8 protein-coding genes are annotated in these 11,552 nt (G+C 55.8%); 6 read left to right on the top strand and 2 right to left on the bottom strand.

Features of this window, described 5'->3' with window-relative positions:
- Nucleotides 1–91: 91 nt before the first annotated feature.
- The 5 genes from pepA to ahr all read left to right on the top strand — a co-directional run bounded on the left by pepA (nt 92) and on the right by ahr (nt 6,743).
- Nucleotides 92–1,603 (top strand): leucyl aminopeptidase, encoded by a 1,512-nt coding sequence (gene pepA / locus AC2FAP_RS20550; protein WP_014171826.1) that lies wholly within the window; start codon nt 92–94, stop codon nt 1,601–1,603.
- 111 nt (nt 1,604–1,714) lie between these two features.
- Nucleotides 1,715–2,158 (top strand): DNA polymerase III subunit chi, encoded by a 444-nt coding sequence (holC, locus tag AC2FAP_RS20545; RefSeq protein WP_008502815.1) that lies wholly within the window; start codon nt 1,715–1,717, stop codon nt 2,156–2,158.
- Entirely contained in the window at nt 2,158–5,013 is a 2,856-nt protein-coding gene (locus AC2FAP_RS20540) for a valine--tRNA ligase (RefSeq protein WP_020883522.1), read from the top strand. The genes holC and AC2FAP_RS20540 overlap by 1 nt, the downstream gene beginning before the upstream one ends.
- A 123-nt stretch (nt 5,014–5,136) precedes the next feature.
- Nucleotides 5,137–5,640, top strand: a complete 504-nt coding sequence (locus tag AC2FAP_RS20535; protein WP_020883521.1) for a GNAT family N-acetyltransferase — start codon at nt 5,137–5,139, stop codon at nt 5,638–5,640.
- Nucleotides 5,641–5,723: 83 nt separating this feature from the next.
- The gene (ahr, locus tag AC2FAP_RS20530) at nt 5,724–6,743 is read left to right on the top strand and encodes an NADPH-dependent aldehyde reductase Ahr (RefSeq protein WP_219372462.1); all 1,020 of its coding nucleotides are present in this window, start codon (nt 5,724–5,726) and stop codon (nt 6,741–6,743) included.
- Between the two features lie 81 nt (nt 6,744–6,824).
- Here ahr and AC2FAP_RS20525 read toward each other — a convergent pair whose 3' ends face one another.
- Nucleotides 6,825–8,471, bottom strand: a complete 1,647-nt coding sequence (locus AC2FAP_RS20525) for a glycerone kinase (RefSeq protein WP_032679056.1) — start codon at nt 8,469–8,471, stop codon at nt 6,825–6,827.
- A gap of 137 nt (nt 8,472–8,608) precedes the next feature.
- Here AC2FAP_RS20525 and AC2FAP_RS20520 point away from each other — a divergent pair, with 137 nt between their 5' ends.
- Nucleotides 8,609–10,111, top strand: a complete 1,503-nt coding sequence (locus tag AC2FAP_RS20520) for a helicase HerA-like C-terminal domain-containing protein (protein WP_108647757.1) — start codon at nt 8,609–8,611, stop codon at nt 10,109–10,111.
- Here AC2FAP_RS20520 and mnmL read toward each other — a convergent pair.
- Nucleotides 10,091–11,032: a tRNA modification radical SAM protein MnmL/YtqA gene (gene mnmL / locus AC2FAP_RS20515; protein ID WP_139252549.1), complete on the bottom strand. Its 942-nt coding sequence runs from the start codon at nt 11,030–11,032 to the stop codon at nt 10,091–10,093. The genes AC2FAP_RS20520 and mnmL overlap by 21 nt on opposite strands.
- Nucleotides 11,033–11,552 lie beyond the last annotated feature (520 nt).

The following is an 11,552-nucleotide window of genomic DNA, read 5'->3' as shown; positions in this document are numbered from 1 at the left end:
GAAGTCACCACAACAGCGGACATGAGTTACGAAAGGTTTCAATTCTATCTGTAGCAGCCGCTGTTGTCTTTAAGATTCAGGAGCGTAGTGCATGGAGTTCAGTGTAAAAAGCGGTAGCCCGGAGAAACAGCGGAGTGCCTGCATCGTTGTGGGCGTCTTTGAACCACGCCGACTCTCCCCGATCGCCGAGCAACTCGATAAGATCAGTGATGGCTACATCAGCGCCCTGCTGCGCCGTGGCGAACTGGAAGGCAAACCTGGGCAGACGCTGTTACTGCACCATGTTCCAAACGTACTGTCTGAACGTATTCTGCTGATTGGCTGCGGTAAAGAGCGCGAGCTGGATGAACGTCAGTATAAGCAGGTTATTCAGAAAACGATTAATACGCTGAATGATACCGGCTCAATGGAAGCCGTTTGCTTCCTGACCGAGCTGCACGTCAAAGGCCGTAACACCTACTGGAAAGTGCGTCAGGCGGTCGAAACGGCAAAAGAGAGCCTGTACAGCTTCGACCAGCTGAAAACCAACAAAAGCGAGCCACGTCGTCCGCTGCGTAAAATGGTCTTTAACGTACCGACCCGTCGCGAGCTGACCAGCGGTGAACGCGCTATCCAGCACGGTCTGGCAATTGCTGCCGGGATTAAAGCCGCAAAAGATCTGGGCAATATGCCGCCTAACATCTGTAACGCAGCCTATCTGGCCTCTCAGGCACGTCAGCTGGCTGACGCCTACAGTAAGAATGTCATCACCCGCGTCATCGGCGAACAGCAGATGAAAGAGCTGGGAATGCACTCCTATCTGGCAGTCGGCAACGGCTCCCAGAATGAGTCGCTGATGTCGGTTATCGAATACAAAGGTAACCCGTCTGAAGATGCGCGTCCGATTGTGCTGGTTGGTAAGGGTCTGACCTTCGATTCCGGCGGTATATCCATCAAGCCTGCCGAAGGCATGGACGAGATGAAGTACGACATGTGTGGTGCAGCAGCAGTGTATGGCGTGATGCGTATGGTGGCGGAACTTCAGCTGCCGATAAACGTCATTGGCGTGCTGGCGGGCTGTGAAAACATGCCTGGCGGTCGTGCGTACCGTCCGGGTGACGTTCTGACGACCATGTCCGGCCAGACCGTTGAAGTGCTGAACACCGACGCCGAGGGCCGTCTGGTGCTGTGCGACGTGCTGACCTACGTTGAGCGCTTCGAGCCTGAAGCGGTCATTGACGTGGCCACGCTGACCGGTGCCTGTGTGATTGCGCTGGGCCATCACATTACCGGGCTGATGTCGAACCACAATCCTCTGGCGCACGAGCTGATTGGCGCGTCCGAACAGGCCGGTGACCGCGCATGGCGTCTGCCGCTGGGTGACGAGTACCAGGAACAGCTGGAGTCTAATTTCGCCGATATGGCGAACATCGGCGGTCGTCCTGGCGGGGCAATTACTGCGGGCTGCTTCCTGGCGCGCTTTACCCGTAAGTACAACTGGGCGCATCTGGATATCGCAGGTACCGCCTGGCGTTCCGGTAAGGCCAAAGGCGCAACCGGTCGTCCGGTCGCGTTACTGTCGCAGTTCCTGCTCAATCGTGCGGGTTTTAACGGCGAAGAGTAATTGCCGTCAGATGCCCGGTAGCGCTACGCTTACCGGGCCTACGGAAAGATGCCGTTTGTAGGCCGGGTCAGCCCGGCCTTGCATTTAAATCCATAACAAGAAGCCCCATATATGAAGAATGCAACGTTCTACCTTCTGGACAACGACACCCATCAGGACGGCCTCAGCGCAGTTGAACAGCTGGTGTGTGAAATTGCCGCAGAACGTTGGCGCGCAGGTAAACGCGTTCTGATTGCCTGCGAAGATGAGCAGCAGGCCATCCGCCTTGACGAAGCACTCTGGGCACGCCCGCCGGAGAGTTTTGTTCCGCATAATCTGTCTGGCGAAGGCCCTCGTGGCGGCGCACCGGTAGAGATTGCCTGGCCGCAAAAGCGCAACAGCAGCGCGCGCGATATTCTGATTAGCCTGCGGATAGATTTTGCAGATTTTGCCACCGCTTTCACAGAAGTGGTAGACTTTGTCCCTTACGAAGAATCTTTGAAACAACTGGCGCGCGAACGCTATAAAGCGTACCGCCTGGCTGGTTTTAACCTGAATACGGCAACCTGGAAATAATGGAAAAGACATATAACCCACGCGATATCGAACAGCCGCTTTACGAGCACTGGGAACAGCAGGGCTATTTCAAGCCTAACGGCGATGAAAGCAAAGAGTCCTTCTGCATCATGATCCCACCGCCGAACGTCACCGGCAGTTTGCATATGGGTCATGCCTTCCAGCAGACCATCATGGATACCATGATCCGCTACCAGCGCATGCAGGGCAAAAACACCCTGTGGCAGGCGGGGACTGACCACGCGGGTATCGCGACCCAGATGGTGGTTGAGCGTAAAATTGCCGCTGAAGAAGGTAAAACCCGCCACGACTACGGTCGCGACGCGTTCATCGATAAAATCTGGCAGTGGAAAGCAGAATCCGGCGGTACCATCACCCGTCAGATGCGCCGTCTTGGCAACTCCGTGGACTGGGAGCGCGAGCGCTTCACCATGGACGAAGGCCTTTCTAACGCCGTTAAAGAAGTGTTTGTCCGTCTGTACAAAGAAGACCTGATTTACCGTGGCAAGCGCCTGGTAAACTGGGACCCTAAACTGCGCACCGCTATCTCCGACCTGGAAGTGGAAAACCGTGAGTCTAAAGGTTCCATGTGGCATATCCGCTATCCGCTGGCCGACGGCGCTAAAACGGCAGACGGTAAAGATTACCTGGTGGTAGCGACCACCCGTCCGGAAACCCTGCTGGGCGATACCGGCGTGGCCGTTAACCCGGAAGATCCGCGTTATAAAGATCTGATTGGCAAATTCGTGGTGCTGCCGCTGGTTAACCGTCGCATTCCCGTTGTGGGCGATGAACACGCCGACATGGAAAAAGGCACCGGCTGTGTGAAAATCACCCCGGCACACGACTTCAACGACTACGAAGTGGGCCGTCGTCACGCCCTGCCAATGATCAACATTCTGACGTTCGACGGTGATATCCGTGAAAGCGCGGAAGTGTATGACACCAAAGGTAACGAATCCGATGTTTACTCCAGCGACATTCCGGCTGAATTCCAGAAAATGGAACGTTTTGCCGCGCGTAAAGCGATTGTCGCTGCAGTAGATGCACTCGGCCTGCTGGAAGAGATCAAACCTCACGATCTGACCGTGCCGTACGGTGACCGTGGAGGTGTTGTTATCGAGCCAATGCTGACCGACCAGTGGTACGTGCGCGCCGACGTGCTGGCGAAACCGGCTGTTGAAGCGGTCGAGAACGGCGACATCCAGTTCGTGCCGAAGCAGTATGAAAACATGTACTTCTCCTGGATGCGTGATATTCAGGACTGGTGTATCTCCCGTCAGCTGTGGTGGGGCCACCGTATCCCGGCCTGGTACGACAGCGAAGGCAACGTCTATGTTGGCCGCAGCGAAGATGAAGTTCGTCAGGAAAACAACCTGAGTGCCGATGTCGCCCTGCGTCAGGACGAAGACGTACTGGACACCTGGTTCTCCTCCGCACTGTGGACCTTCTCCACGCTGGGCTGGCCGGAGAACACCGACGCGCTGCGTCAGTTCCACCCAACCAGCGTGATGGTGTCCGGCTTCGACATCATCTTCTTCTGGATCGCCCGCATGATCATGATGACCATGCACTTCATCAAAGATGAAAACGGCAAGCCACAGGTTCCGTTCCATACCGTCTACATGACCGGTCTGATTCGTGACGACGAAGGCCAGAAGATGTCCAAGTCCAAGGGTAACGTTATCGACCCGCTGGACATGGTTGACGGTATCTCCCTCGAAGAGCTGCTGGAAAAACGTACCGGCAACATGATGCAACCGCAGCTGGCAGAGAAGATCCGCAAGCGTACTGAGAAACAGTTCCCGAATGGGATCGAACCTCACGGTACTGACGCCCTGCGTTTTACTTTGGCGGCACTGGCTTCAACCGGTCGTGACATCAACTGGGACATGAAGCGTCTGGAAGGTTACCGTAACTTCTGTAACAAGCTGTGGAACGCCAGCCGCTTCGTGCTGATGAACACCGAAGATCAGGATTGCGGCTTCAACGGCGGCGAGATGACCCTGTCTCTGGCCGATCGCTGGATCCTGGCAGAGTTCAACCAGACGGTAAAAGCCTTCCGCGAAGCGCTGGACAGCTACCGCTTCGATATCGCGGCGGGCATTCTGTATGAATTCACCTGGAACCAGTTCTGTGACTGGTACCTGGAGCTGGCAAAACCGGTAATGAACGGCGGTTCTGAAGCGGAACTGCGCGGTACGCGCAACACGCTGATTACCGTTCTGGAAGGTCTGCTGCGTCTGGCGCACCCGATTATTCCATTCATCACCGAAACCATCTGGCAGCGTGTGAAAGTGATTGCCGGCATCAACGCCGACACCATCATGCTGCAGCCGTTCCCGGAATTCGATGCAGCGAAGGTCGATGAAGCGGCGTCAGCCGATACCGAATGGCTGAAACAGGCGATCGTGGCGGTACGTAATATCCGTGCCGAAATGAACATCGCCCCGGGTAAACCTCTGGAGCTGCTGCTGCGCGGTTGCAGTGAGGCTGCTGTTCGCCGTGTCACCGAGAACAACACCTTCCTGAAAACCATGGCGCGTCTGGAAAGCATCACCGTGCTGCCTGCGGATGACAAAGGTCCGGTATCCGTGACCAAAATCATCGACGGCGCCGAGCTGCTGATCCCGATGGCAGGTCTTATCGACAAAGACGCTGAGCTGGCTCGTCTGGCAAAAGAAGTGGCTAAGGTCGATGTGGAAATTGGCAAAATCGAAAGCAAACTGGCGAACGAAGGCTTTGTTGCCCGTGCGCCGGAAGCGGTTATCGCGAAAGAGCGTGAGCGTCTGGTTGCCTTCGCCGATGCTAAGACCAAACTGATCGAGCAGCAGGCGGTTATTGCAGCCCTGTAATGCTTTTACCCCTTACGCTTCAGGGCGTAAGGGGTATCCTTCCTGAAAACTCCTCGCTTGCGCTCCCTTTACTGCGGTGCTATTAACAGCAGTTGTGTGTCAATTTTTGTAATGAGTAAGACTATGAGCGTGATTACCCCCGTCGCGACGACGATGCGTCGGATCACTGAGCAGGACAACCCGGCTATTGCCGCCGTTATCCGAACGGTTTCCGCAGAGTATGGCCTGACCGCCGACAAAGGCTATACCGTTGCCGACCCGAATCTGGATGAGCTGTTTCAGTTGTACAGCCAGCCGGGCTACGCCTATTGGGTTATTGAGCAGAACGGCCAGGTGGTGGGCGGCGGTGGCGTGGCGCCTTTAAGCTGCAGCGAGCCGGATATCTGCGAACTGCAAAAAATGTATTTTCTGCCGTCGGTACGCGGGCAAGGGCTGGCGAAAAAGCTGGCGCTTATCGCCCTTGAACATGCGCGTACTCAGGGTTTTAAACGCTGTTACCTGGAAACAACCGCCTTCCTCAAAGAGGCCATTGGCCTGTATGAACATCTGGGCTTTACGCATATTGATGCGCCGCTGGGCTGTACCGGCCACGTCGATTGCGAAGTCAGGATGCTGAAAACTCTGTAAAGGGCATTCCTGCCCTCTTCTGTTAAGCGACTGTAAACTGAATGCTCTACACTCTCAGTTCACACCATAACGGGGGAAACACGATGTCGAAGATAAAAAGCTACGCCGCACCGCAGGCGGGTGCAGAACTTGAGCTGTACGAATACGATGCGGGCGACCTAAAAGCAGAAGACGTCGAAGTGCAGGTTGATTACTGCGGGATCTGCCACTCCGATCTCTCCATGATCGACAATGAATGGGGCTTCTCACAGTATCCACTGATTGCCGGCCACGAAGTCATTGGCCGCGTTGTGGCGCTCGGTAGCGCCGCACAGGACAAAGGGCTGAAGGTCGGCCAGCGCGTAGGTATTGGCTGGACGGCGCGCAGCTGTGGTCACTGCGATGCCTGTATCAGCGGTAACCAAATTAACTGCCTCGAAGGCGCAGTCCCTACCATTCTGAACAAAGGCGGTTTCGCCGATAAACTGCGTGCCGACTGGCAATGGGTTATTCCCCTGCCGGACAGCATTGATATCGAATCTGCCGGTCCGCTGCTGTGCGGCGGTATCACCGTATTCAAACCGCTGCTGATGCATCATGTCACCGCCACCAGCCGTGTGGGTGTCATCGGGATTGGTGGTCTGGGCCATATCGCAATTAAACTGCTGCACGCGATGGGCTGTGAAGTCACGGCGTTTAGCTCGAACGCGGCCAAAGAGAAAGAAGTGCTGGCGATGGGGGCGGATAAGGTAGTCAACAGCCGCGATCCGCAAGCGCTTAAATCGCTGGCAGGTCAGTTTGATCTGATCATCAATACCGTTAACGTCGATCTCGACTGGCAACCGTACTTTGAAGCGCTGGCCCACGGCGGTAACTTCCACACCGTCGGTGCAGTGATGAAACCGCTGCCGGTGCCTGCGTTTACGCTGATCGGGGGGGATCGCAGCGTCTCCGGTTCAGCAACCGGTACGCCGTTCGAATTGCGCAAACTGATGAAGTTTGCCGGGCGCACTAAAGTGGCGCCCACCACCGAACTGTATCCGATGTCTAAGATCAACGAAGCTATCCAGCATGTGCGTGACGGTAAAGCTCGTTATCGCGTGGTGTTGAAAGCGGATTTTTGATGTGAACGCGCGGGATGCGTGCGGCCTGATTGCACGCATCGCCACCCTCTCCCGTCGGGAGAGGGTGGAATACTCAAAACGCTACCGTTTTGCTGCGGTCATTGCCTTGAACACCTCTGCCACCGCCACGGCCCCCGGGTCGGTCACCCCCTCCAGGTTCTCTTTGTTGACATACGACGAACGTCCGGCACCCGCTTTCACCATATTCGCTGTCGCCTCAGCGCCCGCGTTCGCAGCCTGCGCAGCAGCCTGAAGGTCGCCTTTCTGCAATGCCTCCAGCGCCGGTTGCAGGGCATCGATCAAGGTGCGATCGCCAAGATCTGCCCCACCATACTGCTTCATCTGCGCCAGCCCGCTTAAGAGCGCTTCCGGCAACGGCTGACCGTCGTGCAACGTCTGCCCGGCAGCGGTAAAGAAGATCGACATCAGCACACCGCTTGAGCCCCCCATAACCGTTGCCAGTCGCTCGCCAACCAGCAGCAACAGCGTCGACACATCATTTAGCGGAAGCTGTTTCTTCTCCAGACGCTGCGCAATATCCCGCGCCCCTTGCGCAAAGGTAGAGCCCGTATCGCCATCACCCACTTTGGCATCCAGCGCATTGAGGCGGTTTTCCAGCTGGATCAGCGTCTGCGTGACCGTGGAGACGATCTCTGCGACCCGTGGATTGTCCGAGGCGGTATATTCCACGCGGTCATGGATCGCGCTATGTTCCTGCACGCGCAGCGGCGCAAACGCCACCGGCTTCTGCCAGCCCAACGTCTCCACCTCTTCATGGAGAGCTTTTTCGAACAGATCGTTAAGCTTCAGCAACGTCAGCGAAAAGCCTTTCATATCCAGGGCACTCACCAGCGGTGCCGGACCAATCAGATAAGCGATATTCTCTTTCAGCGCCGAGTGGGCCAGCTCTTTGGTGAGCAACGCCATCTCCAGCGCCGACACGCCGCCGAGGTTATTGATAAGCACCGCAAAACGCCCGTTACCGGCCTGCGCTTTGAGCGGCTCGACCAGCGTGTCGATGATGGCTTTGCTGTTTTGCGTATCGACAACCGAGGCACCAGGCTCCCCGTGGATCCCAAGCCCCAGCTCCACGTGCCCCTGCTTGATCCGCCCCTCTTCTTCATCACTGCCCGGCAGGTTACAGGTTTGCATTGCCACGCCCAGGCTCCAGAGATTATCGCAAGCCTGCTGCGCGATATCGCGCACCTCGGTCAGTGATTTGCCGTGCTCTGCCGCATAGCCCGCGATTTTATGAACCAGTGCCGTACCGGCGATACCGCGCGGCTGCTTGTTATCCGGCAGGGCAATATCATCGGCGACAATGACCATCTCGACCTTCAGGCCATAGCGCTTGGCTTTTTCTGCCGCCAGGCCGAAATTAAGCCGGTCGCCGGTGTAATTTTTCACGATCAGCAGACAACCCCGATCGCCCGTTACCGCCACAATGGCGTTCAGCACCGCATCAACGCTCGGCGAAGCAAAAAGATCCCCGCACACCGCTGCTGTGAGCATCCCTTTGCCGACAAACCCGGCGTGTGCAGGTTCATGACCAGAGCCACCGCCTGAAATAACCGCCACCCGGCTTTTATCCCAGTCGCTGCGCGCCACCACCCGAATGGCCGGATCGATATCAAGTTTGACGAGATTAGCGTGTGGTGCCGAAATCAGTATGCCTTCGATGGCGTCGTTGACCAGCTGTTTGCGATCGTTAAAGAAGAATCTGGACATAGTTTTCCAAAATTTTGTGAACCGTATGCAAAAGCATAGTCCGCGCTGGATAATGCGCCGCAAAGTCAGCAATTTACTCAGCCATTTTGCCGTCAGGTTGCCTATACTCGACCGAGGACTAAGAGAGGAAGCGCATTATGAGTACACCATTGTTAATTGCCCGCACGCTGGACAAAGAGCTGTTTTTACTGTCCGCGATGGCCAACCGCCACGGTCTCATCACCGGGGCCACCGGGACGGGGAAAACCGTGACCCTGCAGAAGCTGGCAGAGTCGCTTTCAGAGATCGGCGTACCGGTCTTTATGGCCGATGTAAAAGGCGATTTAACCGGTGTGGCTCAGGAAGGCACTCCGTCCGAAAAACTGCTCGACCGACTCAAAAATATCGGCATCACGGACTGGACACCGCACAACAATCCGGTCGTGTTATGGGATATTTTTGGTGAGAAAGGTCACCCTGTACGTGCAACCGTCTCCGATCTCGGTCCGCTGCTGCTGGCTCGTCTGCTCAACCTCAACGATGTGCAGTCCGGTGTGCTGAACATCATCTTCCGTATTGCCGACGACCAGGGTCTGCTGCTGCTTGATTTCAAAGATCTGCGGGCCATTACCCAGTACATCGGTGATAACGCCAAATCGTTCCAGAACCAGTACGGTAATATCAGCAGCGCCTCAGTCGGGGCCATCCAGCGCGGGTTACTGACCCTGGAGCAACAGGGTGCCGAACATTTCTTTGGCGAGCCGATGCTGGATATCAAGGACTGGATGCGCACCGACAGCAACGGGAAAGGCATCATCAATATTCTGAGCTCAGAGAAGCTCTACCAGATGCCGAAGCTCTACGCCGCCAGCCTGCTGTGGATGCTCTCTGAACTGTACGAGCAGTTACCTGAAGCCGGCGATCTCGACAAACCCAAGCTGGTCTTCTTCTTCGACGAAGCGCACCTGCTGTTTAACGATGCGCCACAGGTTCTGCTGGATAAGATTGAACAGGTGATCCGCCTGATCCGCTCTAAAGGCGTCGGCGTCTGGTTTGTTTCGCAAAACCCGTCCGATATTCCTGACAACGTGCTGGGACAGCTTGGCAACCGCGTACAGCATGCCCTTCGCGCCTTTACGCCGAAAGATCAGAAGGCCGTCAAAGCCGCCGCACAAACCATGCGAGCGAACCCGGCATTTGATACCGAAGCGGCCATCCAGGCGTTGGGCACCGGTGAAGCGCTTATCTCTTTCCTGGATGCAAAAGGCAGCCCGTCCGTTGTGGAGCGCGCAATGGTGATTGCCCCTTGCTCCCGTATGGGGCCCGTGACGGACGATGAACGCAACGGCCTGATTAACCGCTCCCCGCTGTATGGTAAGTATGAGGACGACGTGGATCGCGAGTCGGCATTCGAGATGCTGCAAAAAGGGGTACAGGCCACCACCGAATCCCAGGACGCGCCTGCCGCCAAAGGCCAGTCTGTTGCCGTGGACGACGGCATCCTGGGCGGGCTTAAGGATATCCTGTTTGGTACAACCGGACCACGCGGCGGCAAACGCGATGGCGTCGTGCAGACCATGGCGAAAAGTGCTGCGCGTCAGGTCACGAATCAGATTGTACGCGGCATGCTGGGGAGCCTGTTAGGCGGTCGTCGCCGGTAAGCGGGGAACCCAGGGGCGACCAAGCGCCGATCCCTGTACGCCGTGCTCTTGCAGATAACGGTCGATTTCCACCATCCCCGTCCAGCGGTTCTCACACCAGAGCGGTGCAAGAAGCGTTGGACGGCGGGCGCTGGCGGAGATGCGGTGGTAGACAATCTCCGGCGGGGTGTGCCGAATCATCTCCCCCGCCGTCATCGTATACGCGTCAAGCTCAATACCGGTTAAGCGCCCGGCTTCCCAGGCTTTGGCCATGATACTGCCCTTTACGATGTGCAGTGGATGCAGCTTAATTCCGTCTACACCGGTCTCGACCACCTTTTCCAGCGTCTCAAGACCGTGCTGCTGCCCTTCGCCTGGCAGGCCGACAATCAGGTGCGAGCACACCTTTAGCCCACGCTCACGCGCGAGACGTGTGGTGCGCTGGTAACAGGCGAAATCATGTCCACGGTTGATGCGGTGCAGAGTTTTGTCGTGCGCACTTTGCAGGCCCAGCTCCAGCCAGATCTCATACCCCTGCTCCTTGTACTCGCTGAGCAGGTCCAGTACCGCTTCCGGCACGCAGTCCGGGCGGGTGCCCACACACAGCCCTACGATACTGGCCTGACTTACCGCCTGCTGATACATGGAGCGCAAGACCTGTACTTCCGCCCATGTGCTGGTGTAGGCCTGGAAATAGGCCAGATACTGTTTCGCACGGTTGACCAGACTCGCCTGATGGGACAGCTGTTCGACGATGGAACGATGCTGCTGCGCTTCGTCAGCAAAAGACGCCACATTACAGAAAGTACAGCCCCCGCGCCCGATCGTCCCGTCACGGTTCGGGCAGCTAAAACCGCCATGCAGCGTCAGCTTGTGAACCTTTTGCCCATAACGCTGCAAAAGATCCCCACCAAACATGTTGACTAATTTCTGTAACTGCATAATCTGATAGACCGTCCCAAAGAAAGGGGACAAGCCTGCCATTTTTAGCCTCTGTCGGCGATGACCTGGATCAATCGCCCTGGACGGCCTTTATCTCTATGAATAAATACTCAGGATTACTGCAATTTCATTCATGCCGATTATGATTACTTTTCCTTATGTTCTGATTGTTTTTTTCACTTATAGCGCCAGCACTGAAAAACAGTGACTTTATGCGGGTTTGCATTTCATCATAGAGAATTATTCTGCTAAAAAACGGCTATTCAGCACGCTACATCGATAATACCGCTTTCATATAGTGAGTCAGATCACACTCCGCTGCGTCTCACCACAGCTTACAAACGTTGTAAATAGAGTTGAATTTCTTTTATATACAAATAGTTAATAGATCTTTAGCACATTTTTGTATAAATAAGATTGCCATTTGACCTGTGTACCAATTCCCGATAAGTTGGAAATCCGCTGGAAGCTTTCTGGATGAGCAGCCTGCTCATCATATTTATGCAGTAATTGAGATTCC

The organism is Enterobacter cloacae complex sp. 394I7 (assembly GCF_057320345.1).
This window is presented reverse-complemented; position numbering and strand designations above follow the sequence as displayed.

What these genes read in the sequence shown, in the direction of transcription:
- pepA (WP_014171826.1), top strand. Translation starts at nt 92, where the DNA reads ATGGAGTTCAGTGTAAAAAGCGGTAGCCCGGAGAAACAGCGGAGTGCC.
- holC (WP_008502815.1), top strand. Translation starts at nt 1,715, where the DNA reads ATGAAGAATGCAACGTTCTACCTTCTGGACAACGACACCCATCAGGAC.
- AC2FAP_RS20540 (WP_020883522.1), top strand. Translation starts at nt 2,158, where the DNA reads ATGGAAAAGACATATAACCCACGCGATATCGAACAGCCGCTTTACGAG.
- AC2FAP_RS20535 (WP_020883521.1), top strand. Translation starts at nt 5,137, where the DNA reads ATGAGCGTGATTACCCCCGTCGCGACGACGATGCGTCGGATCACTGAG.
- ahr (WP_219372462.1), top strand. Translation starts at nt 5,724, where the DNA reads ATGTCGAAGATAAAAAGCTACGCCGCACCGCAGGCGGGTGCAGAACTT.
- AC2FAP_RS20525 (WP_032679056.1), bottom strand. Translation starts at nt 8,471, where the DNA reads ATGTCCAGATTCTTCTTTAACGATCGCAAACAGCTGGTCAACGACGCC.
- AC2FAP_RS20520 (WP_108647757.1), top strand. Translation starts at nt 8,609, where the DNA reads ATGAGTACACCATTGTTAATTGCCCGCACGCTGGACAAAGAGCTGTTT.
- mnmL (WP_139252549.1), bottom strand. Translation starts at nt 11,032, where the DNA reads ATGCAGTTACAGAAATTAGTCAACATGTTTGGTGGGGATCTTTTGCAG.